The following is a 26,485-nucleotide window of genomic DNA, read 5'->3' as shown; positions in this document are numbered from 1 at the left end:
CGCTACTCCTGATGACATTATATGATTACTATACCATGCAAAAAGTCAGTGTAAAGCAAAATTAGTCTTTGCCAACACTGACTTTTTTGGGCTACTCGTTAATTTAAATTTCAATTGTTGTAATGTCGTCTTCATTAAAGCGTTGTTTGAGCGCTTCGATAATTTTGACGCCCGCACTGGTACCGATTCGTTCAGCTCCTGCCGCAATCATGGCCAAAAAATCATCTGTACTACGAATACCGCCGGCAGCCTTAACTTTTACATCCGGGCCAACGATTTCTTTCATTAACTTGACATCTGCTACCTTTGCACCGGAAACACCAAAGCCAGTCGAAGTTTTAATAAAATCAGGCTTAATGCGCTTGGCAATTGTGGCGAGTTGCTTATTTCAGCTTTAGTCAAATAGCAATTTTCAAAAATCACCTTACATGGTACTTGGTGTTCGTGGCACAAATCCACCATCTGCTTCATTTCCCTTTCAACATAATCCCAGTTATGGGCCCGTACTTGCGTCACATTAACAACATAATCAATTTCATTTGCTCCACCTTGCAAGGCGGTGCTAGTTTCAGTCAGCTTACATTTAATCGTTGTTTGGCCCAAAGGGAAGCTAATCGCTGCACCCGTATGGATATCGGTTCCTTTGAGCTGTGTTGCACAATATTTCGTTTGGACCTGGTTAATTGCCACCATCTTAAAATGGTATTTTTGGGCTTCTTCACAAAGCTTTTCCATATCAGCTTCAGTGGCAGCGGCATGCAAGTTAGTATGATCAATTAATTGGGCAAAGTCATCAATGCTGTATTTCATCGTCTTCGTTCTCATTTTTGTTATTACATAAATAATTTTAAGCTTAAAAATATATCTTGTCAATGCAGCTTAAAAATTCAAAAAATATTGAAATTTTAGCAAAAATAAATCTTCACTGATTTGATAAATTTAATAATATGTAATTACAAAAATAAGAATACTCAACTTAGCTGGCGCTGCGCACGCAAAGCTAAGTATTTCTCTTTACCCACTACCACAGTAGTAGCTCTTTTTAATCCCGTGCATTTCATGATAAAATTACTTAATAGTCTAATTGAAAGAAGGGTTTCATGGCGGAGCGCAAATTCTATTATCACCACCTAACCGATGACTTAGTCGTCAGTCGGCAGCAGGATTATCAACTGCCTGACAACTACTCTATCTTTCCGACGACGAGCGCAAGCAAGGCCTGGGCTAAAATTATCCGGCTAAGCGGTGGCTTAATCAGTTTGGTCTATGTGAGGGCAATTGCCCGCATTCAGATTGTCGGCAAGGAAAAACTGCAGTTGGTCAGCGACCAGGGTTACTTCATTTATGGCAACCACACTCAGCCATTTGGCGATATCGTGCTACCACTCAGCCTCGTTCCTTGGCAAAATTATTACGCAATTGGCGCGCCAGCAAATTGGGGCATACCAATTTTGGGAAAGTTGGTATTGCCTTACTTTGCTTTGCCAGTAGGACAAAACCTTAAGCAATCTGGTAAATTAATCAGCGCCGTGACCCAGGTTATCCAAGCTAAAAAGACCGTGGTAATATATCCTGAAGCGCATGTTTGGCCTTACTACACCAAAATTCGGCCATTTACGAAAACCAGTATGCACTTCCCCGTTGCGCTCCACGCGCCCAGCTTTACGATGACCACAACCTACTCACGTCTCCATTTGGGCAAACGACCGCGGATAACCGTCTACATTGACGGACCCTTTTATCCAGATAGACACTTAGACAAAAAACAGGCACAGGTACAGCTTCATACGCAAATCTCTGCAGCAATGCAAAGGCGGGCACACTTGAGCAATTATCAATACTACACATACCAAAGATTAGTTTAAGGAGTTATATAATGAACATTCTTTTTTGCGGCGACCATAACGCAGAAGATGGCGTTCTGATTGCGATTCTTTCCCTGTTAAAAAACAGCGGAGCAAAAGAGCTTCATATCTACATCCTGACCATGTATACCCAAAGTGCTAAGAAAAAATTTAGTCCCTTTTCCAAACATGCCGCCGACTACTTAAAGACGCTTTTGCTTAAACAAAATTCCCAAAATACGCTAAAATTAATCGATTGTACCGGTTTGTTTGTCCAAGAACCCCTACTAGCTAACATGAGTACTCACTTTACGCCCTATGCTATGCTCAGACTTTTTGCAGATGAAGTACCACAGCTTCCTGACCATCTCCTTTACCTTGACACTGACCTAATTGTCCGCCGCAGTCTCATCAGCTTTTACCAGCAGGACTTGAGCGACACGGAATTCATTGGCGTTTTAGATTATTGGGGCCGCTTCTTTTTCCACAACATCCATGAGCATCGAATGTTTGACTACGTCAATTCCGGGGTCCTTTTACTCAACTTAGCTGAAATTCGCCAGACCAAGCTGTTTGCCAAGGTCCGACGCCTCTTGCAAACCCACACTATCTTGATGCCAGACCAGTCTGCACTCAATTACTTTGCCCGAAAAAAGAAAATTGCTCCTCGGCGCTATAACGAACAGTACAAATTGCAGGCAGACACCGTCATCCAACACTTTACTACCAGCTTTCGTTTCTGGCCCGTTTTTCATACCCAAACCGTTAAGCCTTGGGAAGTTGACCGGGTCCATGAGGTCTTAAATTTGCATGAGTACGACAACTTGCTAAACCGTTACCTTGATTTAAGGGGCAACCTCGTCAAAAAATAACCTTGATTGGAGAAAAATAATCTATGACCATACCTGTCTTCTATGCTATCAGCGACGACTATACCAAATATGCTGCAGTTTCACTCAACTCCTTGGTCAAACATGCCAGCTCCCAGCGTGACTACACCGTTTATTTCCTGAGTCAGGACCTGTCCGACCGACACATGCAGGACTTACGCCAGCTTGGTAGCCCAAACGTTCATATCGAATTTTTTACGATTAATGACGACCTTGTTACCACCATCCAAAACCGCAGTGAGAACTACTTGCGGGGTGACTTTTTTACAATGTCAATCTTTTTCCGCTTGTTTATTCCCAATCTTTTTCCGCAGTACGACAAAGCAATTTACCTTGATAGTGATACCATCATCAATGATGACCTCGGCAAGTTATATGACACCCACTTAGGCAGCCAGCTCTTGGCCGCCTGCAGCGACTCATCAATTCAGTACGTTAACAAGATGCTTATCTATATTAAGGCCGTCTTAGGCCTTGATCCCAAGCAATACATCAATTCTGGCGTCCTCCTTTTGAACTGCCAGGCCCTCCGGAACGAAGGCTTTATCAACCACTTCACTACTCTCTTAGAAAAGTATCACTTTGACTGTATTGCGCCTGACCAAGACTATTTAAACGAAATTTGTGATCAGCGTATTCTGCACCTCGACCCCAAATGGGATGCAATGCCTAACGATCATACCGTCCCGTCAACCTCCCCCAGCATCATTCACTACAATTTATTTTTTAAGCCATGGCACTTCACTGGTGTTCAATATGAACAATATTTCTGGGACAGTGCGAAAGAAACCCACTTCTATCAGGAATTAAAGACCGAACTGGCAGACTATACCGACAAGCAGCGTGCTGTCGACCGCCACAAGCTCGACCAGATGTTAGCTAAAGAAGACAAAATTGTTAATGATCCGCTCAATTGGGCACAAGTAAAGAAACAAGGAACCGTCAGTTTATGATTATTGGTGCCAACCGTGAACAAGTAATTAAAAATATTAAAGCGGCTGTCGAACGTGGTGACTGGAATGCCAAGGTTGAAGTTGGTGATCCAGAACTATCCTTAGACGAACGTAAGGAGCTGGTTGAGGCGTTTTGGCAGGATCAAGCCAGCCTTAAAGGCAAAGTAAATGACCGTATTGGTCACTTGTTTTTTGCCGCTTTAATGCGTTTTTTTACGGCCACGACCAAGTTTACGGGGGTCGAAAACTTAGCTGATCTGCCACGCGGCGGCGCAATTATCACTGCTAATCACTTTAACCAGTTCGACTCGCTCCCTATTAAGCATTTAGCCAGTAAGACACACCACCGCCTATCAATTACCATTGAGGATACTAACCTCAAGCTGCCCGGCTTGCTGTGCTATTTAATGAACTACGTTGGTACTATCCCACTGGTCCAAAGTCCCAGCTACGTTGGGCATGAATTTCCGAATCACCTCCGGGAGGCGCTTAATGATGACCATTGGGTATTGATTTATCCTGAAGAGGAAATGTGGTGGAATTACCGAAAGCCGCGCAAGTTTCAACGCGGTGCTTACTACTTTGCCGCCCTGCAAAATGTTCCTATTATTTCCACTTTTATCGAAATTAAAACTAGCAATAAGCTGGAAAAGGGACATCCCGATTTTTTGAAAACAAAGTATATTGTACATGTTTTACCACCAATTTATCCCAATACTAAATTAAGTGTCAACGAAAATTCCAAATGGATGATGGAGCGAGATTACCAGCAGAAGGTCACCGCTTACGAGCAAGTTTACCACCGCAAACTCGATTACAGCTTCACGGCTTGGGACATTGCCGGTTGGCGGCAGTCAACTAACTAAACAGATAATTTGACTTAACACTCTATATAGACTATCCTGTTACTAGATTATGTCTTTTAATCTAATTACAGAAAGGTATGTTTTTCAAATGGAAAAATTCACAAAAGAAACTTTAGCAAAATATGATGGTAAGAACGGTAATCCCGCTTATGTAGCAATTGATGGTGCCGTTTACGACGTAACCGGTAACTCATACTGGACTAACGGTGCTCACTTTGGTGGTGCTGTTGCCGGTAGCGACATGACTGATTTAATTAACCAAGCACCTCATGGTAAGGCAGTTTTGGACAAACTTGAAAAAGTTGGTACTTACGAAGGTTAATTACCACTTAACCAAATAAAAAACAGGTATGCAATTGATGTGAACCCCGAAGTTAAGACAACTTCGGGGTTTTTATGATGACTAAATTATCTAAACAAGACAAAATTGATATCTTTAATCTTTGGCAAAACTATCAGGTTGGGTCTAAGGAATTGAGTCACCGCTACCGGGTTAATCCATCGACTATTAATTATCTCTTAGCCCCCATTAAGCGTCATGGCTTAGTTATTTTGGATCAGCCATATACAAGCTATTCAATTGCGTTTAAAGCGCAGGCGATTAGGCGGGTGCTAGTCAAACACGAGTCCACGTATCAAGTATCACTTGATCTGGAACTAAAAAGTTCCGGCATGTTGGCTAATTGGCTGCGCCAATACCGTGAAAATGGGTATAATGTCGTTAACCACCAGAAAGGACGACGACGCCATGACCAAAAAAGAGCAACTGATCAAGCAGGAGAACCACCGCTTAAAGCAAGAGAACGAGCGCTTACGCCAGCAGAACTTAAAGCTGACCATCGAGAACGAATTCGTAAAAAAATTGCAAGTCTTAGTCGACCAGCGGGCCAAGAACCGCAAGCCGCGGAAATAGCTCAGGCAGTTACCGAACTAAGGCACGAACTCAAAGTTAGTGTGACCTTTATTCTTGATACCATTAATGCCAATCCTGACCTACCACACTTGTCGCGCAGTAATTACTACTACACGCTTAAGAAGAGCCATCAGGATCAAGACAACAAAGCCGTAATGGTAGAAATCAAGGGCATCTATGAAGAACATAAACATCGTTATGGTTACCGCCGCATTACCCTGGAACTCAGGCGGCGTGGCCTAATAATCAATCACAAGAAAGTGCAACGACTGATGAGCAAGCTAAAACTCTTTGGCTTAGTCAGTAAACGCTGGCACAAGTATTCGAGCTACCGCGGTATCCAAGGACCAATCAAGCCCGACTTGGTTAAACGCAATTTGGGGGCGATTTACCCTGAGCACAAGTGGTATTCAGACGTGACTGAATTTAAATTAAAGGGTCAGAAGACTTACCTGTCACCCATCATTGACGGCTGCACGCAGGAGATTATTGCTTATACCATTTCACGTAGCCCTAACCTCAAACAGACCATGGACATGTTAAGGCAGGCCTGGCTCAAGCACCCCGGTCTGAACGGTCTGGTCTTTCACACGGACCGGGGTTGGCAATACCAGCACCCGCAATGCCAAGCCTGGCTTAAAGACCACGGCATCGACCAGTCCATGTCACGCAAGGGCAATTCCTTAGATGACGGACTGATGGAAGACTTCTTTGGCATCTTAAAAAGGGAAATGTTCTACGGCTTTGAACAAAGTTTCAAGAATATAACTGTACTAGAAGAAGCAATCAGAAGGTATATTACATACTACAATACCAAAAGAATCAAGACCAAACTAAAAGGACTAACCCCGCTTGAATATCGGGAGTTAGTCCTCAGCTAAAATTTATTAAACTGTCCTAATTTTGGGGTTCACATCAAATGCATACCTGTTTTTTATTTTAACTGGAAATAGCAACTATTCTTTTAGCAATTCTAAGACACTGGCAACCTCGGTCTTGACCCCGTTGATTAGGGCAGCTTCATTAATTATAAACTTCGGACTATGGTTGGAATAAGGGTACCCCTCTTCAGCCGTTCCCCCGCCAAGCAGAAAGAAGCAAAGCGGTGCCACCTTACCATAGGCCGAAAAATCTTCGCTGCCGCTCATCATTGCGCCTTCTGGCACCATTTCTTTAGGTAAGACCTTGAGTGCACTCTTTTTAACTAACTGTGCCAGTAGAGCATCATTCTGCACTGCGGCATAGGCAAATTGATAGTCTAGCTTGTAAGTAGCACCGTACGTATCACATGTATTCTTGATAATCTTCTTAATCCTGTCAGCAATAGCCTGTCTAGTACTTTCGTCAACAGTCCGTACAGTTCCGCCGAAGATAGCTGTGTCAGGCAAAACATTAACGGCTGTGCCCGCATTGAACTTGCCAACCGTGACAACATTAAGATCCTTAGGTGGAGTGAACCGAGAAGTAATCGTGTGCAATTGGTTAACAATCTCAGTACCTACAGTAATCGGGTCGACACCCTCTTGGGGCATTGAACCATGGCTGCCACGGCCCTGAATCGTTACTTCAAAGGCATCCGCCCCCGTGGAAACAGGGCCGTCATCAACAATATTGATACTACCAGTTTTTAATCCTGTCATGATGTGTAAGCCGATAACACCATCTAAATCATGCAATAGACCACTCGCGACAACTTCTTTTGCACCACCCGGGACCTGTTCTTCGGCATGCTGAAAAATTACCTGGACAGTCCCATGCAACTTAGAACGCAATTGTGTTAAAACCTGGGTGGTCGCGAGTAAAATTGCGGTATGGGTATCGTGGCCGCAGGCCTGCATTACACCATCATTGTGGGAGGAAAATGATAACCCGGTTTCTTCGGCTACAGGCAAGCCATCTATGTCAGCACGCAGCAAGATTTTTTTGCCAGGGTAGTTACCCGTAATCGTCCCCAATACACTAGTCGATGTGGGGTGGGTAACTTCAACATGACCGAATGATTCTAAAATCTCGGTGATTTTCTTGCTTGTTGCGGTTTCCTTGAAGGACAATTCAGGATGCTGGTGAAAATACCGCCGCCACTTAATTAGATCCTCTTGGGGAATGAGTTCAAACCATGATTGCTGTTCCATTTTTTGCTCCTTAATAAGCCCGTTGACCCTTCTTGTAAACTGCCTTGTCTACTTGTTGAACTGCCTTAACATCTTCTAGTGGATCTTCATCTAACACAATAAAATCGGCATACTTGCCCGTCTCGAGCGTGCCATATTCGTCATCGATTTTCATCAACTTAGCTGAATTTTGGCAGGACGTGATTAAGGCCTCGTAATTGCTAAAGCCATCTTTAACCATCAGTTCAAATTCTATTGGAGTCTTAGAAAAATCGTTGAACGGCGTACCCGCATCCGTGCCCAAAGTAACTGCAACTCCGCGTTGGTGAGCGTGAGCAATATTTTGGCATAGGTCATCATAGGCATCAGCAGCCTTTTTAATTTCCCATTCAGGTAGAATACCGTGACCATATTTGGGAATCGCCCAGTCGGCAATAATTGTTGGCGTCAAATAAGTTTTCTGCGCCAACATTAAGTCAATCTCCTCGTCATTAACGTAAAAACCATGTTCGATCGAATCAACGCCCGCTTTAATGGCATTTAAAATACCAGGATTACCCTCAGCGTGAGCTGCAACAATATTACCCTTATGATGGGCTTCCTCAACAGCAGCCTGAATTTCAGCTGTGCTTAATTGCGGATCGTGCATGAAGTCATTTTCAGTCATCACGCCACCCGTGGCCATTACCTTGATCGCTTTGGCGCCGCGTTTTTGACCCTGACGAACAGCCTTGCGCATTTCATCGGGCGAGTCAACTAAGTGGCCAAAGTTAGGGAAATCACCATGACCGCCAGTCATTGAATATGCTTGCCCAGACGGCATAATCTCTGGTGCCTGGCCAATCGTGCCGTCTGCAACTAACTTGCTTAAAGTAATGTCAATATCATAAGTACTGCCGCATTCCCGAATATAAGTAACGCCTGACTTTAGTAGTGTATGTAAATTATGAATTGCGCGCACGGTGGAAGCTACAATATTGGCAGTTGTGCCACCATCGCTAGTGGCCGGATCCATCGTAACGTGAGTATGGCAATTGATTAGTCCCGGCATCACATACTTATTTTCCAAGTCGATACTTTGCTCAGCCACTGGTGGATTATCCACTCCTGCGGCGATGATTTTTCCAGTTTGATTGTCAACCACCATCCAGGAATTTGATTGAAGTTCTTCTTTAGTCCCGTCAAATAACGAGAAATGGTGAAAAAGTATACTTGTCATAAATATTCTCCTTATTATTAAATATTTTAACTAATGATAATGTTGTTTTAAAATAAAGTCAATTTTATTTTAATTTTTCATTGACTTAACTTTTTGAGTTAGGTATCATATGTTCAATTTCGAATGAATGATAGTGAGGTCACAGTTATGCAATATATCATCGCATTTTTAGTCGTAATGTTGTTCCTAATGCTTGGAGAATGGGTATCTTCGTTGACACATACATATATTCCTTCCGTTTTCTTGACGGCTGCCTTGTTTGTAATAGGTTACTGGACGATTTTGCCCAAAGATATTGTCGCAACAGCCTCATTTAACACCAACTTTAGCACAATTTGTGTTGGCTTACTGCTTGTCCACCTGGGTACTTTGATGAGTCTAAAAGAGCTTTTACAACAGTGGCGGGCTGTTTGTATCGCCCTGCTAGGTGTTTGCGGAACTTTAATCTTAACTTTGACGATTGGCACGGCGATTTTTAACTGGCATACTGTTGTCGCTGCTATTCCGCCATTGACTGGGGGGCTGGTTTCAGCCTTGCTCATGACTGACGGTTTAAAAGCACAAGGTATTCAATACCTTGTGGCCCTGCCAGTCTCTATGTTTGTCCTCCACTCCCTATTCGGTTATCCGCTCATTTCTTGGTTATTGAAAAAAGAGGGGGGCCGCTTAGTCACTGAATATCAGAAACACCCAGTGAAAGAGCAAGCGACCAATACCGCCTCAACAACAAGTGTGCAAGATAAAAGTCTCTTCCAAAAATTACCAGCAAAATATCAGACTTCTGCCTTTATTTTGGCAAAGGTCGCCTTAATTGCCTTATTAAGTAACGGTTTTTCCTTTCTGCTAAAAAACTACGCTCATATTGACCTGAATTCGAACGTAGTTTGCTTAATCTTTGGTGTTCTGGCCCACCAATTTGGCTTTTTGGAGTCAGATGTTTTAAATAAGGCCGGCGTCTTTAATTGGTTGATGTATGGTCTAATGGCATATATCTTTGCTCAATTGAGTATTACCACGCCTCAGCAAATGGGCACAATTATCGGTCAAATTCTTGTTTTAATCGTTCTTGGCTTACTGGGGATGCTGATTGCTTCCAGTTTACTAGCCAAACCCTTTAAAATGACCTGGCAAATGGCCTATGCGTGTTCACTTACGTCCTTGTGCGGCTTCCCAGCGGACTACATCATTACTAAGGAGGTTTCCCATGAAGTTGCTGGCAGCAAGAACGAAGAAGCTTACCTGATTGATCACATGATGCCTAAAATGCTAGTTGGCGGTTTTGCCACGGTATCAGTAGCTTCGATCATTATTGCTTCAATCTTTTTAAAGTTGCTGTAAAAAACCGCATAAACAAGAGTACTACTTTTAAAATTCCTAAACAGGCCAATTAGTAAACACCAGCTAGTATGAATCTAGCTGGTGTTTTTATTTATTGAATTTTGTAAAATAAAAGTTAAAATACCCTTATGACTAATTCAATTACCCAAAATGCGCTGAAAGCACTTCTATACGAACTTGTTACTCTACCCAAGCCTGGCCTAGTTGATCCACTCAACCAGGGGCCACACCCAGACATGGATGTTTATACTTTCGTCAATAGTAGCCTGAGCCTAGAAGAATACTTTGCCAACGCAGAAACGCTTGGACGAACCTTCACTAAGACGGACCTTACCCAATTGTTTTTCCAATTGCGGCAAAAAGGCATTACAGCTGAACAAAAAATGGTAACTGCAACTAATGGAATCAATACTCATAAAGGTGCGATTTTCGCTCTGGGCATTTTTGTCTGTGCTGAAAGTTACTGCACAACAAACCATACCGAGTTATTTACTACTATTCAGAAGATGTGCAACGGCTTAGTGAAACACGACTTAGTGCAAAATAACCAACTTAAAACCGCTGGCGAACAGGAATTTTACAAGTACGGAGCCGGTGGTGCTCGCGCTCAAGCTGAACAGGGCTATCCAGTCGTCCGTGATACAGCTCTACCATTCCTAAAAAACAGCACGGGAAGCTTTCAGACCAGGCTCCTAGATACACTGATGAAGATTGCCACTATAACAGAGGACAGCAACTTTATTAAACGCGCTGGTAGTTATGACTCAATTCGATGCTTGCACAAAAAAGCGGCAGCATATCTAACCGCAGGCGGCTATGCCACTACTGAAGGAAGGCAAAAACTCTTACAACTTAACGCTGAATGTTTGGCTAATAATTACAGCCTAGGCGGCTGTGCCGATCTTTTAATTGTCACAATTTTTGTTGCCCTTGAGCGTGGTTATATCTGAAAAAGCGAAGCTAACTTTATCTCCGCAACTTATTTATCCACGCAAAAAAGAGGACCCCCAGGTCCTCTTCTCTCACTTGCTCCGGCTGTCAGACTCGAACTGACGACATCTTGATTAACAGTCAAGCGCTCTACCAACTGAGCTAAGCCGGAATATTAAAAAAGCACGGCAGCGTCCTACCCTCGCAGGCAGTCTCCCACCAACTACGCTCGGCGTTAAGAAGCTTAACTGCTGTGTTCGGCATGGTTACAGGTGTTTCCTTCTTGCTCTTGCCACCGTACTTTTCTCTTTTTGAGTTTTTACACTCAAAACTAAATATAATCCTTCGAAATTTACCTTCCGCAATCTTTAGCTTGCACTCACTTTGGTCAAGTCCTCGACTGATTAGTACTAGTCCGCTCCAAACCTCACGGCTCTTCCACTCCTAGCCTATCTACCTCATCGTCTTTGAGGTGTCTTACTACTTTCGTATGGGAAATCTCATCTTGAGGGGGGTTTCGCACTTAGATGCTTTCAGCGCTTATCCCTTCCATACGTAGCTACCCAGCTATGCCCTTGGCAGAACAACTGGTACACCAGCGGTATGTCCATCCCGGTCCTCTCGTACTAAGGACAGCTCCTCTCAAATTTCCAACGCCCACGACGGATAGGGACCGAACTGTCTCACGACGTTCTGAACCCAGCTCGCGTGCCGCTTTAATGGGCGAACAGCCCAACCCTTGGGACCTACTTCAGCCCCAGGATGCGACGAGCCGACATCGAGGTGCCAAACCTCCCCGTCGATGTGAACTCTTGGGGGAGATAAGCCTGTTATCCCCAGGGTAGCTTTTATCCGTTGAGTGATGGCCCTTCCATGCGGTACCACCAGATCACTAAGCCCGACTTTCGTCCCTGCTCGAGTTGTCGCTCTCGCAGTCAAGCTCCCTTATACCTTTACACTCTGTGAATGATTTCCAACCATTCTGAGGGAACCTTTGGGCGCCTCCGTTACTCTTTAGGAGGCGACCGCCCCAGTCAAACTGCCCATCTGACACTGTCCCATGCCTCGCTTAGAGGCCCTGGTTAGAGCAGCCATCAAACAAGGGTAGTATCCCAACATTGCCTCTGATAATACTGGCGTACTATCTTCTCTGGCTCCTACCTATCCTGTACATGTTTAACAGCTACTCAATATCAAATTGCAGTGAAGCTCCATGGGGTCTTTCCGTCCTGTCGCGGGTAACCCGCATCTTCACGGGTATTATAATTTCACCGAGTCTCTCGTTGAGACAGTGCCCAAATCATTACACCTTTCGTGCAGGTCGGAACTTACCCGACAAGGAATTTCGCTACCTTAGGACCGTTATAGTTACGGCCGCCGTTTACTGGGGCTTCAGTTCAAAGCTTCGCTTGCGCTAACCTCTCTCCTTAACCTTCCAGCACCGGGCAGGTGTCAGCCCCTATACGTCGTCTTTCGACTTTGCAGAGACCTGTGTTTTTGATAAACAGTTGTTTGGGCCTATTCACTGCGGCTGGCTCTTACACCAGCACCCCTTCTCCCGAAGTTACGGGGCTATTTTGCCGAGTTCCTTAACGAGAGTTCTCTCGCTCACCTTAGTGTTCTCCACTCGACTACCTGTGTCGGTTTGCGGTACGGGTACGTTAGCTCTCACTAGAAGCTTTTCTTGGCAGTGTGACTCTAGAACCTTCGCTACTTTAATTTCGCTCCTCATCACGACTTGTGCTTTCTGGAAAAAAGCATTTGACTCTTCTCCACACTTATCGTTTAAACATGGGCTTCCAGCGCCATGCGTTCTTTGCCTCCTGCGTCCCTCCTTCGTTTTTAACGATCTAACGCAGTACAGGAATTTCTACCTGTTGTCCATCGACTACGCCTTTCGGCCTTGCCTTAGGTCCCGACTTACCCTGGGCGGACGAGCCTGCCCCAGGAAACCTTAGTCTTTCGGCGGATAGGATTCTCACCTATCTTGCGCTACTCATACCGGCATTCTCACTTCTAAGCGCTCCACTTATCCTCTCGGTTAAGCTTCTCCGCGCTTAGAACGCTCTCCTACCACGTGTATTACTACACATCCACAGTTTCGGTACTATGCTTAGCCCCGGTAAATTTTCGGCGCAAAGTCACTCGACTAGTGAGCTATTACGCACTCTTTTAATGATGGCTGCTTCTAAGCCAACATCCTAGTTGTCTACGCAACTCCACATCCTTTTCCACTTAGCATAGATTTTGGGACCTTAACTGGTGATCTGGGCTGTTTCCCTTTCGACTACGGATCTTATCACTCGCAGTCTGACTCCAGTGCTTTGATCCATGGAATTCGCAGTTTATCTGAATTCAGTAACCCTTGATGGGCCCTTCGTCCAAACAGAGCTCTACCTCCATGATCATCCTCGCACCAGGCTAGCCCTAAAGCTATTTCGGAGAGAACCAGCTATCTCCAAGTTCGTTTGGAATTTCACCGCTACCCACAACTCATCCCCGCAATTTTTAACTTACGTGGGTTCGGTCCTCCAGTGCGCTTTACCGCACCTTCAACCTGGTCATGGGTAGGTCACTTGGTTTCGGGTCTACATCAACTAACTCGCTCGCCCTCTTCAGACTCGCTTTCGCTCCGGCTCCGTCCTTTCTGGACTTAACCTCGCTAATTAACGTAACTCGCCGGTTCATTCTACAAAAGGCACGCCATTACCCCTTAACGGGCTCTGACTACTTGTAGGCACACGGTTTCAGGTTCTCTTTCACTCCCCTTCCGGGGTTCTTTTCACCTTTCCCTCACGGTACTGGTTCACTATCGGTCACATGCTAGTATTTAGCCTTGCGAGATGGTCCTCGCTGCTTCAATCGGAATTTCTCGTGTTCCGACCTACTCAGGATCCTGCTCGGCGCGCTTGCAATTTCGCTTACGGGGCTCTCACCCTCTCTGGCTTACCTTCCCAGGTAATTCTGCTATCACTTACGCTACCTGCTTGCAGTCCTACAACCCCACATGATAAATCATCTGGTTTGGGCTCTTTCCGTTTCGCTCGCCGCTACTTGGGAAATCGATTTTTCTTTCTCTTCCTGCAGCTACTTAGATGTTTCAGTTCACTGCGTCTCGCCCTAATAAGCTATTGATTCACTTATTAGTAATGCATCTTCATGCATTGGGTTCCCCCATTCGGATATCTCCGGTTCATCGCTTACTTACTGCTCCCCGAAGCCTTTCGTGGTTCGTCACGTCCTTCTTCGCCTGCTTGTGCCTAGGCATCCACCGTGCGCCCTTCTTTACTTGACCTTACTTCTAAGATCTTACTCTTCTCGGTCGCTCGTGCAATCTGTTCTCTTTTGATTTGATTGTTTCTCGGTTTTTTCTTGGATTATATTCAGTTTTCAATGTACTAACTCTTTGAGGTACTACCCTCAAAACTAAACAATGTTTACAAAGTGTGCTTCCTGCTCCTAGGCTTCTTTTAGTATTCCTACTCTCCACCTATTTGCTTCCTTAGAAAGGAGGTGATCCAGCCGCAGGTTCTCCTACGGCTACCTTGTTACGACTTCACCCTAATCATCTGTCCTACCTTAGACGGCTGACTCCTTTGCAGGTTATCCTACCGGCTTTGGGTATTACAAACTCTCATGGTGTGACGGGCGGTGTGTACAAGGCCCGGGAACGTATTCACCGCGGCATGCTGATCCGCGATTACTAGCGATTCCAGCTTCATGCACTCGAGTTGCAGAGTGCAATCCGAACTGAGATTAGCTTTAAGAGATTCGCTTGCCTTCACAGGCTTGCTCCTCGTTGTACTAACCATTGTAGCACGTGTGTAGCCCAGGTCATAAGGGGCATGATGACTTGACGTCGTCCCCACCTTCCTCCGGTTTGTCACCGGCAGTCTCATTAGAGTGCCCAACTTAATGCTGGCAACTAATAATAAGGGTTGCGCTCGTTGCGGGACTTAACCCAACATCTCACGACACGAGCTGACGACAGCCATGCACCACCTGTCTTCCTGTCCCCGAAGGGAACATCTAATCTCTTAGACTTGCAGGAGATGTCAAGACCTGGTAAGGTTCTTCGCGTTGCTTCGAATTAAACCACATGCTCCACCGCTTGTGCGGGCCCCCGTCAATTCCTTTGAGTTTTAACCTTGCGGTCGTACTCCCCAGGCGGAGTGCTTAATGCGTTAGCTGCAGCACTGAGAGGCGGAAACCTCCCAACACTTAGCACTCATCGTTTACGGCATGGACTACCAGGGTATCTAATCCTGTTCGCTACCCATGCTTTCGAACCTCAGCGTCAGTTACAGACCAGAGAGCCGCCTTCGCCACTGGTGTTCTTCCATATATCTACGCATTCCACCGCTACACATGGAGTTCCACTCTCCTCTTCTGCACTCAAGAAATACAGTTTCAGCTGACTTTCCTCGGTTAAGCCGAGGGCTTTCACAGCTGACTTGTCTTCCCGCCTGCGTTCGCTTTACGCCCAATAAATCCGGACAACGCTTGCCACCTACGTATTACCGCGGCTGCTGGCACGTAGTTAGCCGTGACTTTCTGGTTGATTACCGTCAAACATGAATCAGTTACTATTCACGTCCTTCTTCACCAACAACAGAGCTTTACGATCCGAAAACCTTCTTCACTCACGCGGCGTTGCTCCATCAGACTTGCGTCCATTGTGGAAGATTCCCTACTGCTGCCTCCCGTAGGAGTTTGGGCCGTGTCTCAGTCCCAATGTGGCCGTTCAGTCTCTCAACTCGGCTATGCATCATCGCCTTGGTAAGCCGTTACCTTACCAACTAGCTAATGCACCGTGGGCCCATCCTCTAGTGACAGCTTACGCCGCCTTTTATAGCTTGAGCATGCGCTCTTACTTCTTATTTGGTATTAGCACCTGTTTCCAAGTGGTATCCCAAGCTAGAGGGCAGGTTGCCCACGTATTACTCACCCATCCGCCGCTCGTTCCACTGTTTCCGTCCGAAGACTTCTACTGCTTCACTCGCTCGACTTGCATGTATTAGGCACGCCGCCAGCGTTCGTCCTGAGCCAGGATCAAACTCTCATTTTTACATTCGGTTTGATGTTTGCTCATTTGTTTTCCAAGATGTTAATCTTGGATTTATTTGCTTGCGAAATTGACTTCGCTCTTTTGTTTTGGGTTTTTATAACCCGCACACTTTGCGAAAACATTGTTCAGTTTTCAAGGTACTACTTCCCTGTTTCTTGCAAAACAGCTTTCTTATCTTACCTAACCGGTTGCTCTTTGTCAACTCTTTTAGTTGGGCTTTTGTTCGTCGCCTGGCTCTGCGCTATACTGCTTCTTGCCCTGACGACAGTTATTAATACTAGCAACTATTTTTCCCTTTTGCAAGCTTTTTTAGTTATTTTTTCTGACATTTTTTCAATAGAGCTATCTTGCGTGCAGATATTATTTTGAAAGTATTCTTAACGTGCTCTATTTTTAATCATTATCGGATTTAACACTTTAGCCTTTGATATATTAATATCGCACCAGTACGGAGACTGTTCTTGTCTTTGCGGTACCTTCGATCAGCAAAATCAATTTTGTTTATTTATGATGTAACAAATAAAAATAAGATTGTTAAACAAACTTAATCTTTTTGCATACTGTTACTAGCTTATAATATATCTAACACCACTTACGGAAAGGAAACTAATATTTTGAAACACAAGTCTTTTACACTAATTACCGCATTTATTTTGGCAGCCACTACCTTAATAACTACCGGAACTGCTAAAACAGAAGCAGCGACAACTACGGCTGATCAAACCGAAATGTATCGTTTCGTCAGAAAGGTATTTAAACAAAATCATGTTCGCGGCGTCGTTACCGTGGTCAAAAACGGTGTCCCCCAAACCATTAGTTATGGTTATGCCTGGTATGGCAAGCGGATTGGCAACGGTAATCCGATGATCGTTTACCCAACTGCTTCTTTACAAAAAGTAATTACCGGGGCCATGATCGTTCAGCTAATCAATGAAACAAGCAATACTAAGCAGGCTTTTGATCAAGATACCAAGATTTCGCGGTGGTACCCCACTTTAAAAAACGCCAAGCAAATCACAGTCGGCAACTTATTGACCCATACCTCGGGAATCACGGCAATCGGTACTGAAATCAACCGCAACTATGTCTATTCTGAACCAGACGCGATTAATTGGGTCACCAACAATATTAACTCATCTAAGTCGAATGCCGTCGGAAGTTACTTTTACAACAACAGTAATTATATTCTGCTGGCCGGGATCATCAGGCAGATTACTGGTAAATCTTATGAAAGCAACTTCCAGACCCGCATCGTTGACAAGCTGAAGTTACAGAACACTTACCTTTATCAAAACATCCCCAGTGGCAAAACCGACCCAATTTCTTACTTCTCAAATGGTCGCAAGAATTACCAAAAATCAAGTCACCTTAAACAATTTGTTGTTTCACAGGTTCCTGGTGCAGCCAACCTATTTACTACACCGGACGAGTATTACAAAATCCAGGTTGGCTTAACTAACGGAACTATTCTTAGTCAGACTGATTTTCATTACCTAACCCACTTAAAGAGTAAAGTAAATAACTATTCCGGGGGAATGTATTTGAAAAATAATGACTCGCTAAAACTGGCATACGGCAGTCTTCGAACAACCCACTTTGGCTCCTGGGTACAGCTGACCACCGATAATCAGAACGGAATTGTCATGTTTTTGAATCAAACTAATGACCGCGAAAACGATGAAAAAGATATCGGCTACAAAATTTTACAACACATTAAACCCAACACTTTCAGTGCACGTTAACGTGTACAATTAACCAAAGTTGCGATAAATCTATCGCAGCTTTTTTTATTCTACAAATAGTAATTCATACATTTTAGCAGGTAAGGGGTGCCTGAGTAGCAAATCCATCCCCACGGCAGCCTTTTTCTTGGGACCTAATTCCTCTTCTCTCACAGTCTCTTGCAAAATATCGGCCTGGCCCAAGTAGAAGAACTGCTTGCCGACCGCATCACTCTGCTTGACCAATATGTGGAGCTTCATCTGCGGCGTTGTCAACAGCCGTTGCACCTCATCTGATTGCAAATGACGCGGTGTTCGAGTATACCAACGCAAGCTCCGCCCATCTTCAAGGGTATTGTGGTATAAGGCACTGCGTTGCTGCTTCGTCTCATTACGGTAAATGATAAAAATTGGAGTTTCCCCTTTACCTACCCGATAACCATACATCGGTGCTGAAACATCCTTGGGCCAATTTAGTAAGCGGCACACGTCCTTGCGATCATATTGTTGATAAAGCGTAAATTGTTGCTGGTTGTCATACTCCCGATTTAGGGCTAAGCCCGTTTCAACGGCGTCGTTAAACAGCCGTTTAAAGGCATCATGCTCCCGCAAAGAACGGGCAAGCTGAGGATTTAACTTGTAGGTAAACAAATCTGGTCGCTCAACCAGAGCCTGGTTGCCGTACTGGGCTTTTTTCGTCGTTTTCCCCTGTTTAATATCAAAAAAACTAAGCGATAGGATGGCATCAACCGAGTTTAAAACAGCTGCGTCAACGTAAGCGCCGCAATTATGTAGAGCTTGCTCAAATTCGTTCTGACTAACCTTGTCTTGAGTTAATAACAAGTGCAAAAGCACCAGCTCATGTGGCCTTTTGCCATTCAAAAGTTCCTTGGTCACAAAAGACAGAACCGCATTTTCAGCTCGGCTAAGCTGGACCTGCTCGTCCATTTTCACTAAAAACTGGCCATAATTTTCCAGGCTCTGATTATTAGCAAAAACTGTTGGCGAAGTCGAACCATACCGGTCAAAGTCTAGTAGTAAGGGGATCCTCCCCAGCTTTTTCTTTAGATCAAAGTAGGACTGGCGCAATTCCTTGATACTATCGAGCTTAATGCGGTCAAGTGAAGCCAGTATCTTTTCTGATGCAACCTGGCTAAAGTTAATGGTCGACACATCAATAAAACCCGGCAGTTTACTTTCTGCCCGAGCCCGATCAATACTACGACTGGGATCCTGGTTTAGGGTAATTGGAATCAGGTAATTATTTTTATAATTACCAATAAAGTCAATTATCGTCACATAGTCCTTGCCAGGATACTTGCGCAAGCCCCGGCCCAGCTGCTGGATAAAAACAATGCTGGATTGAGTATTACGAAGCATGATGATCTGGTTAAGGGCAGGAATATCGACACCTTCATTGAAGAGGTCAACCGTAATAATATATTCGATCTTTCCTTGTTCCAACTGGTCAACAACTTGAGCGCGCCGGTTTTCACTGTCTTCATTAGTAAGGGCAACAGCAGGATGCTGGCGCGCCGAAAAAAGCCGTGCTAATTCCCGCGCCTCTGCTTGCCGACTACAAAAAACTAGCCCCTTGGCGCAATCACCGCAATAACCATAGTAGTCCAGTTGCTGAAGTACATAATCCACGCGTTCAGGGTTCAGTAAGTTGCGTAAGTTGGTCGTTTCGTCGATGCTTTGTCCGTCTACTTCATAGTCTTCCACCCCAACATAATGAAATGGGGCCAGCATCTTTTCCTCTAGGGCACCCCGCAGACGAATTTCATAGGCTAGATGATAGTCAAAAAGCCGGTAAACATCTTGATCGTCCATTCGCTCAGGTGTTGCCGTCATGCCAAGCCAAAAAGCCGGCTTGAACTTAGCAAAAATATTTTGGTAACTCGGAGCAACAGCTCGATGGGCCTCATCAATTAAGATATAGTCGAATTCAGTCGCCGCCAAACTGGCCAGCAGATCATCCTGGCTTAAAGTTTGCACGGTCGCAAAGAGATACTTACACTGAAGTTCATGTTTATGCCCCGTAAGCAGGCCATAGTCACGCCGGTCGCCGCCAATTACCCGATAAAAACTAGCTAGGGCTTTTTTAGCAACCTGCTCGCGGTGAACAAGATATAAGAACTTACGCGGTTTGAAGTCCTTAACAGCGAAGGCACCCAAGTAAGTCTTGCCCGTACCGGTTGCCGATACAATTAAGCCGCGCTCTTGGCCCGCTTCACGTAAACCCTGTAATTCTTTTAAAGCCGCTTTCTGCATCTGATTGGGCGTGATTTCAGGAGCAGGTGCCTGTCTAGGACGCGCTTGTACTTGCGGTCTTACCCAACCACTTTCGTATTCTTTAAGCCAATCAAGCGTTAGGGGCTGACTGTCCTTTGATAGTTCTTGCAGCTGGCTGGCAACTTGCTGCGTTAATGCACCATTTTCTCTTGAGCTAACTTTTAGCGCCCATTCATAATTACGTAGCAGGGCTGAGCGGGTAAAGTTGGCACTACCAATCACAATAGTTTGCCAGTCTTCATGCTCAAAGAGATAGCCTTTGGCATGAAAGCCATCCTTTTGGGCAATCCGGACATTTAAATTAGGAATTTTCAGCAATTCATGAAAAACTTTTGGATCATTAAAGGCCAAGTAATTGCCGGTGATCAGGGTGCCGGCAACTTTTTGGCGAGCCAAATCAGCCATGACCACCTTAAAAGGCACCAGCATATCCTGGGTCACAAAGGCAATCGCCCACGTAAAACTCTGACAAGACAACAGTTCTTGCCGCAAAGTCAACCAAATATTATCATCTTTCATATTTTGTAGTAGTTTGGGGCTGAGTAGTTCGTGACCTGGATAGGTAGAATCATATAAGCCACTCAGTATGGCATCTTGTAACGGTTCATTCATTCTTATCGCCTCTGCACTCATTTTACACAAAAGAAAAAGAAACCCAAACCTTGGATTTCTTTAATTAACAACTTTACAGGTCAATTTCTAGTAAAATTGGGCAGTGATCGGCACGGACACCGGTGTCCATCATCTCAGACCGCTTCACCTTAGTCGCAATCCGGTCACTAGTAAGCCAATAATCGATTCTCCAACCCGAGTTGTTGGCCTTGGCGGTTTTTACCCGCTGAGCCCACCAAGAATAAACACCTTCGACCTTGCCATTTACCCTTCTAAAGGTATCGGTAAAACCGGCCTCGAGGAGCTGACTGAAGTTTGCCCGCTCCTCATCCGTGAAACCAGCGGAATGGTGGTTGTTGTCCGGGTGCTTCAGGTCAATCTCTGTATGGGCACAATTGTAATCGCCACTGGCCAGAACCGGCTTTTGCTGATCTAATTCTTTCAGATAGTTAAGATACTGCTCGTCCCATACCTGCCGCTCACTCAACCGCTTTAAGCCATTTCCCGAATTAGGCGTGTAAACTTGGGTTACAAAAAACTTCGGAAATTCCAAAGTAATAATCCTGCCCTCATCATCCATTGGTGCTGGTGCACCGATTTTAGGGTAAGTGACCTTAGGCTTAAGGTCTTTTTTGTACAAGTACATTGTGCCAGCATAACCTTTACGGGCGGGTTCTTCCGCTGACCGCCAGACCAACTCATACTCTGGAAACTCTGTTGCCAAAACTTCCTGGTGTTTCTTAGTCGGTCCCGTTGCACGTAACTTGGTTTCTTGAATGGCAATTATCTCTGCTGCTTGGTCATGTATTTTCTGCAGTACTTTGCGCGTTTCAACCGCTCTTGAAGAAGTACCAGTTAGGGCGGCATTTAGCGAATCGATATTCCACGAAATTAAGATCATTTTTTTCTCCTTTTTATTTGTGCTTCCTTATTATATAATTTTTTTAGTTAACTTAAAACTCTAGCAATTATTTGCTCTACCGTTGGTTTTTTTACTGTGCACAAGAGCTGTTATCATTTTCACGATTTTAACAAAAAATTTATTAAGCCAACGGCCGTAAGGCAAACTAGCCTGCGGCAATCCATGTAAGCGATTACCGCTATATTAGCGTTTTAGGGGACATAATTATTCCATCATTTATCTTTTTATTTCATAAGTAACAAGTGTATAATAGCACAAGAGGATAATAATAATAATAATAATCTATGGAGGTTAGACTTTATGACTAAAATTTTTGCTTACGCCATCCGTAAAGATGAAGAACCATATGTACACGAATGGAAAGAAGCTCACCCAGACGTTGAAGTTGATTTTACCGATAAACTTTTGACACCTGAAACTGCATCTTTAGCTGAAGGATCTGATGGTGTTGTTACCTACCAGCAACTGGACTACAAGGCAGACACAATCGAGGCTTTAGACCAGTTAGGTATCCACAACTGGTCTATCCGTAACGTCGGTATTGACAACATTGACCTGAAGAAGGCCAAGGAACTCGGCTTTAAGTTGACTAATGTTCCGGTTTATTCACCAGATGCAATCGCTGAACATGCTGCCATTCAAGCTGCCAGAGTACTGCGTCAAGACAAAGAGATGGATATGAAGCTTGCTAAGCATGACTTGCGTTGGGCTCCAACCATCGGCCGGGAAGTACGCGACCAAACTGTTGGGGTTATCGGTACTGGCCACATTGGTCAAGTTTTCATGCGGATTATGGAAGGCTTTGGCGCCAAAGTGATCGCTTATGATGTCTTCAGAAACCCAGTATTGGAACAAAAAGGCTACTATGTAGATACTCTAGATGACCTTTATGCGCAAGCTGATGTTATCTCTGTCCACGTTCCTGATACTCCAGAAAATGTTCACATGATTAACGATGAATCCATCAGCAAGATGAAGGATGATGTCGTGATTGTTAACGTTTCTCGGGGACCATTAGTTGATACTGATGCCGTAGTTCGTGGCCTTGATTCCGGTAAAATCTTTGGTTTTGTCATGGACACTTATGAAGGCGAAGTTGGTATCTTCAATAATGACTTCAGTGGCAAAGAATTTCCTGACCAACGCCTAGCAGACTTGATTGCCCGGCCAAATGTCTTGGTAACACCACATACTGCCTTCTACACAACTCACGCTGTTCGTAACATGGTTATTAAGGCTTTTGACAACAACTTGAATTTAATCAAGAATGAAAAGCCTGAAACTCCAGTTGACTTGGACAAAGAGTTTTAAAAAATAATTTTTCTAAAAAGACGCTACTATGATGTAGCGTCTTTTTTTACCAAAAATGGCTGAGTCCAATTAGACTCAGCCATTTGTTTAGCAATTATTACTTAGCTGATGCATTAATTGCTTGAATCAATGCGTTGCGAAAGTTCATTTCTTCCAGCTTCACCACGCCCCTAATGGTGCTGCCACCGGGCGTAGTAACCTCGTCTTTTAATTCTTCTGGCAACTTGTGTTCAGCCAGGGCCAGCTTGGCCGTACCCAGCAGCATCTTTTCAATTAATGGGTAAGACTCAGCGCGGTTGACGCCATTTTGGACAGCTGCATCACTCAAGGCCTCAATCATTAAGTCCACATAAGCCGGTGCACAACCCGCAACAGTCCCATAAATACCCAAGAGCTTTTCTGGCACAATATAGACCTCACCCAGCAAGGCCAAAATTGCTTTAACCGGCTCGACCACTTCCGCCTGTTCATTAGGAACAAAGCTAACGGCCGTGATGCCCTCACCAATCTGTACGGGTGTGTTAGGAACAATTTTAACAAAAGAAGAACCAGCTGGTAAGTCCTGGTTGACCTTAGTCAGATCTCCGCCACCCGTTGACAGGATAATGCCGTGGTACCTTTGCCCCAGCTCCTTAATGATGGTCTCAATAATCGGGCCGCCCACCGCCACAACTACCGCCTGGCAGGTGGCAAATTCCGCATAATCATTGACTACCTGCAGATCATTTTGAGCAGCGAGCTGGCGAGCTGATTCATGACCGCCAGCATAAACAAAGATCTCCTGTCCTGCTATCCCCGCATGCAACAATCCCTTAACAAGCGCCGTGCCAATTTTACCGGTTCCAATGAATCCAACTTTCATAGTTTTCCCTACTTTCCTAATCTTAAAAGCAACTTTATTCTTGGTAGTTATTAACTACGCTTATCTTCTATTATACCGGTTTAGTGCGAAAATCGTTTTTGAGGAGGGTAACAAATTGCGGATAATTATCCACTTCAGCTAGTGGATGTAAGTTCAACGTGTTTTTACGGTGACGATGGTTATACCAAACACTGGCAAAACCGTAGTTCTCTGCTCCCAAAATATCAGACTGCAGACCATCCCCAAAGAAGACTGTTTCTTCGGGGCCAATTTCGGCCTTACTAAAAAAATAGTCAAAAATCTGCGGATCTGGTTTAGAGCAGCCCGCTTCTTCAGAAGTGACAATCAAAGAAAAGTACTTCCAGATGCCCGCTAGTTCTAAACGCTGCCGCTGCATATAGCTTTCACCATTGCTGAGAACGGTCAGCTGGTAGTTATGCCGCTGCCCAAAATGCAAAGTGTCTTCAACGCCCGGGAGCAGCTTGTATGCTTGACTGAAGTAGGACCGGTATTCATTCATAATTGCCGTGCCGTCGACTTCTACCCCCAGATTTTCTTTAAAAAAATGCCTAAATACCGTCCGACTTAACTGGTCATAACTGATCTGATCCCGTTCAAGCTGACGCCATAATCCCTGGTTATAGGCATGATAGCGGCGCTGCAAGTCATCTGTTAGTTGCCAGTGATGTGCGTTAAAAAGACTGTGCAAAGCAAAATGCTCTGTAGCAGCAAAATCAATCAGCGTGTCATCGACATCAAAAATTATTTGTTTAAAACGCAAATTGCTCCTCCTTCCAATTTTTCGTGGAAGACTATTATATCAATTTTTGAACTTGGAGCAAGATAATTAATTATTTTTAAAACTTATCGCTACTCCCTATTCGTTCTACCCAAAACATCCTATACTTGCTCTTACTACATACTGAAGGGGTGATTGGGCATGTTGACACTAATACTGCTTTGTTGTTCTATCTGGCTACTGGCTAAACTCGGTCTGGGCCTGATTAAAATACTATTTTTCTTGTTAGCTTGTGGACTGGTGGCGGTATTCTTGATTCACCTGCTGGTACCACTCCTGCTACTTGGCGGGATAAGCTGCTTAGCCTTTGCACTAATTAGACATTAATCCGGCTCTATCAGCCGAATAAAATTTGCCGGCCACTCAAAAAGGAGCGACTTCCATCGAAGTCGCTCCTTTTGTGGTTAATTTACGGTTATTTCCACCAGAGTTTGATCAGCCCCTGCGTACCTAAGTCGCCCAGACCCTGGTCATCTACCAGAATTTCATATAAACGCTGGGCTTCTTGCGTAGCCGGTAACTCTATCCCCATCTCTTGAGCCATTTCTAACGCAATGCGTAAGTCTTTCAAGAAATGCTTGCTAAAGAAGCCGGGCGTGTAGTCCCCTTTAAGAATGCGCGGACCGTAATTAGCCAGACTCCAGTTAGCCGCACTACCGGCACCAACCGTTGCTAAAACGGTCGCCAAATCCAGCCCGGCCTTCTCGGCATAAACCAGCATCTCGGTCATCCCCGTCATTGTGCCCGCAATCATAATCTGATTGGCCATCTTGGTGTTTTGACCCGCGCCGGCAGGACCAAAGTAGTGCACCGTCTTGCCAAAGTCCTTAAACACCGGTTCCAGATCTTCATATGCCGCTTCATCACCGCCAACCATAATAGTTAGGGTAGCATTCTTGGCCCCCAGGTCGCCGCCCGAGACCGGTGCATCCAAGACTTTAGCGCCTACTTTTTCACCTGCATCAAATAGTTGCTGGGCCAAAGCCGGCTTCGAGGTGGTCATGTCAACGAGGTACTTTCCCTTGACCGCGCCCGCCAAAATACCGTCAGTACCCTGGTAAACTTGCTCAACATCAGCCGGAAAGCCCACCATCGTAAAAATTACGTCAGCTTTTTCAACTACTGCCTGCGGGCTAGCGCACCAATTTGCACCATGCTTGACTAAGTTATCCGTCTTGCTCTTGGTCCGGTTATAAATCCACAATTGGTGATGAGCCTTCAGCAAATTTAGGCAAATCGCATTACCCATCACGCCTGTTCCGATAAAACCAATTTTCATCAAAATCACTCCCTTTAGCAATACTATCCTGATAAGCTTCATCATACCACCAAACCACTGCTTTAATACGGCAATTATCAAGTTAAAGAAAGTCGCAGTTACTCATAGTTGGTTTTAAGTAGTGGTCTTAGCGGCCTTAGTTTTTATATTAGAAGGCACGTAAGAATCCGGTTTAGGGTTAATTAGGATATCTGCATAGTGGGCCACCTTTTTATTGATCGTCATCAAATGTTGGTTAAGCTCAGTGATTTCTCTTAGCGTTTGCTGCTGTTGTTCTAACATAATTTGATAGCGTTCGGGAACCGTCTGTTCTCCCTGAGTAACTAACTGCAAATAATATTGAATCTTCTTTAACGGCATCCCCGTTCCACGCAAGCAAATAATGATTTGAATCCATTCGAGATCAACATCATCAAAGATTCGATTATTATTTTCATCGCGTTTCACATAAGGCAACATCCCATTGTTATCGTAGTAACGCAATGCATAAGTCGTCAAACCCATTTTATCAGCTGCTTCTTGCACATTATATTTCATTGGCTCTTTCCCCTT

Annotated in this window: 18 protein-coding genes, 1 tRNA gene, 3 rRNA genes and 1 pseudogene; 10 read left to right on the top strand and 13 right to left on the bottom strand. The window is 44.6% G+C overall.

Annotation, left to right across the window (positions count from 1 at the left end):
* Nucleotides 1–103 precede the first annotated feature (103 nt).
* A pseudogene (gene deoC / locus R8389_RS00425) lies at nt 104–810 on the bottom strand (deoxyribose-phosphate aldolase).
* A 290-nt stretch (nt 811–1,100) separates the two neighbouring features.
* Here deoC and R8389_RS00420 point away from each other — a divergent pair.
* From R8389_RS00420 to R8389_RS00395, 6 genes are all read left to right on the top strand, one after another.
* Nucleotides 1,101–1,865 carry a lysophospholipid acyltransferase family protein gene (locus R8389_RS00420; RefSeq protein WP_317637548.1) on the top strand — a complete coding sequence of 255 codons (765 nt, stop codon included), beginning with the start codon at nt 1,101–1,103 and terminating at the stop codon, nt 1,863–1,865.
* Nucleotides 1,866–1,876: 11 nt separating this feature from the next.
* Complete coding sequence (locus tag R8389_RS00415; RefSeq protein WP_317637547.1) at nt 1,877–2,716, top strand: glycosyltransferase; 840 nt, start codon at nt 1,877–1,879, stop codon at nt 2,714–2,716.
* A gap of 23 nt (nt 2,717–2,739) precedes the next feature.
* Entirely contained in the window at nt 2,740–3,687 is a 948-nt protein-coding gene (locus tag R8389_RS00410; protein ID WP_317637546.1) for a glycosyltransferase family 8 protein, read from the top strand.
* The gene (locus R8389_RS00405; protein WP_317637545.1) at nt 3,684–4,553 is read left to right on the top strand and encodes a lysophospholipid acyltransferase family protein; all 870 of its coding nucleotides are present in this window, start codon (nt 3,684–3,686) and stop codon (nt 4,551–4,553) included. The genes R8389_RS00410 and R8389_RS00405 overlap by 4 nt, the downstream gene beginning before the upstream one ends.
* 88 nt (nt 4,554–4,641) lie before the next feature.
* The gene (locus R8389_RS00400; RefSeq protein WP_317637544.1) at nt 4,642–4,875 is read left to right on the top strand and encodes a cytochrome b5 domain-containing protein; all 234 of its coding nucleotides are present in this window, start codon (nt 4,642–4,644) and stop codon (nt 4,873–4,875) included.
* A 77-nt stretch (nt 4,876–4,952) separates the two neighbouring features.
* Nucleotides 4,953–6,347 (top strand): IS3 family transposase, encoded by a 1,395-nt coding sequence (locus R8389_RS00395; RefSeq protein WP_317638217.1) that lies wholly within the window; start codon nt 4,953–4,955, stop codon nt 6,345–6,347.
* A gap of 75 nt (nt 6,348–6,422) precedes the next feature.
* Here the strand turns inward: R8389_RS00395 and R8389_RS00390 are convergent, their stop codons facing one another.
* Complete coding sequence (locus tag R8389_RS00390) at nt 6,423–7,598, bottom strand: M20 metallopeptidase family protein (RefSeq protein ID WP_317637543.1); 1,176 nt, start codon at nt 7,596–7,598, stop codon at nt 6,423–6,425.
* A gap of 10 nt (nt 7,599–7,608) precedes the next feature.
* Entirely contained in the window at nt 7,609–8,796 is a 1,188-nt protein-coding gene (locus tag R8389_RS00385) for a metal-dependent hydrolase family protein (RefSeq protein ID WP_317637542.1), read from the bottom strand.
* Between the two features lie 147 nt (nt 8,797–8,943).
* On the opposite strand from R8389_RS00385, the gene R8389_RS00380 reads away from it, so the two are divergent.
* Nucleotides 8,944–10,134, top strand: a complete 1,191-nt coding sequence (locus tag R8389_RS00380) for a hypothetical protein (protein ID WP_317637541.1) — start codon at nt 8,944–8,946, stop codon at nt 10,132–10,134.
* A 128-nt stretch (nt 10,135–10,262) separates the two neighbouring features.
* Complete coding sequence (locus tag R8389_RS00375) at nt 10,263–11,084, top strand: triphosphoribosyl-dephospho-CoA synthase (protein WP_317637540.1); 822 nt, start codon at nt 10,263–10,265, stop codon at nt 11,082–11,084.
* A 79-nt stretch (nt 11,085–11,163) separates the two neighbouring features.
* On the opposite strand, the gene R8389_RS00370 is transcribed toward R8389_RS00375, so the two are convergent.
* From R8389_RS00370 to R8389_RS00355, 4 genes are all read right to left on the bottom strand, one after another.
* Nucleotides 11,164–11,236: transfer RNA gene (locus R8389_RS00370), tRNA-Asn, on the bottom strand.
* Nucleotides 11,237–11,247: 11 nt separating this feature from the next.
* Nucleotides 11,248–11,364, bottom strand: a 5S ribosomal RNA gene (gene rrf / locus R8389_RS00365).
* An 84-nt stretch (nt 11,365–11,448) separates the two neighbouring features.
* A 23S ribosomal RNA gene (locus R8389_RS00360) occupies nt 11,449–14,359 on the bottom strand.
* Between the two features lie 211 nt (nt 14,360–14,570).
* Nucleotides 14,571–16,132, bottom strand: a 16S ribosomal RNA gene (locus tag R8389_RS00355).
* The 16S, 23S and 5S rRNA genes sit together here with 1 tRNA gene alongside, the layout of an rRNA operon.
* Nucleotides 16,133–16,860: 728 nt before the next feature.
* On the opposite strand from R8389_RS00355, the gene R8389_RS00350 reads away from it, so the two are divergent.
* Nucleotides 16,861–17,874 carry a serine hydrolase domain-containing protein gene (locus R8389_RS00350; protein ID WP_425604676.1) on the top strand — a complete coding sequence of 338 codons (1,014 nt, stop codon included), beginning with the start codon at nt 16,861–16,863 and terminating at the stop codon, nt 17,872–17,874.
* Nucleotides 17,875–17,919: 45 nt separating this feature from the next.
* On the opposite strand, the gene R8389_RS00345 is transcribed toward R8389_RS00350, so the two are convergent.
* Nucleotides 17,920–20,760: a DEAD/DEAH box helicase gene (locus R8389_RS00345; protein WP_317637539.1), complete on the bottom strand. Its 2,841-nt coding sequence runs from the start codon at nt 20,758–20,760 to the stop codon at nt 17,920–17,922.
* Between the two features lie 73 nt (nt 20,761–20,833).
* Nucleotides 20,834–21,661, bottom strand: coding sequence for an exodeoxyribonuclease III (locus R8389_RS00340; protein WP_317637538.1), 828 nt, complete (start codon nt 21,659–21,661; stop codon nt 20,834–20,836).
* A gap of 321 nt (nt 21,662–21,982) precedes the next feature.
* On the opposite strand from R8389_RS00340, the gene R8389_RS00335 reads away from it, so the two are divergent.
* Complete coding sequence (locus R8389_RS00335) at nt 21,983–22,993, top strand: D-2-hydroxyacid dehydrogenase (RefSeq protein WP_317637537.1); 1,011 nt, start codon at nt 21,983–21,985, stop codon at nt 22,991–22,993.
* 97 nt (nt 22,994–23,090) lie between these two features.
* On the opposite strand, the gene R8389_RS00330 is transcribed toward R8389_RS00335, so the two are convergent.
* The 4 genes from R8389_RS00330 to R8389_RS00315 all read right to left on the bottom strand — a co-directional run bounded on the left by R8389_RS00330 (nt 23,091) and on the right by R8389_RS00315 (nt 26,470).
* On the bottom strand, nt 23,091–23,855 hold the full coding sequence (locus R8389_RS00330) for a pyrroline-5-carboxylate reductase family protein (RefSeq protein ID WP_317637536.1): 765 nt from the start codon (nt 23,853–23,855) through the stop codon (nt 23,091–23,093).
* Between the two features lie 70 nt (nt 23,856–23,925).
* Nucleotides 23,926–24,636: a YjjG family noncanonical pyrimidine nucleotidase gene (locus R8389_RS00325; RefSeq protein WP_317637535.1), complete on the bottom strand. Its 711-nt coding sequence runs from the start codon at nt 24,634–24,636 to the stop codon at nt 23,926–23,928.
* 433 nt (nt 24,637–25,069) lie between these two features.
* Nucleotides 25,070–25,933 carry an NAD(P)-dependent oxidoreductase gene (locus R8389_RS00320; RefSeq protein ID WP_317637534.1) on the bottom strand — a complete coding sequence of 288 codons (864 nt, stop codon included), beginning with the start codon at nt 25,931–25,933 and terminating at the stop codon, nt 25,070–25,072.
* A 114-nt stretch (nt 25,934–26,047) separates the two neighbouring features.
* A complete protein-coding gene (locus R8389_RS00315; RefSeq protein ID WP_317637533.1) occupies nt 26,048–26,470 on the bottom strand; it encodes a MerR family transcriptional regulator in 423 nt (140 codons plus the stop codon).
* Between the last annotated feature and the right edge of the window lie 15 nt (nt 26,471–26,485).

Source organism: Lactobacillus xylocopicola (assembly GCF_033096005.1).
In the GTDB taxonomy this organism is placed as follows: domain Bacteria; phylum Bacillota; class Bacilli; order Lactobacillales; family Lactobacillaceae; genus Lactobacillus; species Lactobacillus xylocopicola.
The sequence above is the reverse complement of the archived record's forward strand: the minus strand, read 5'-3'. Positions and strand labels throughout refer to the sequence as shown.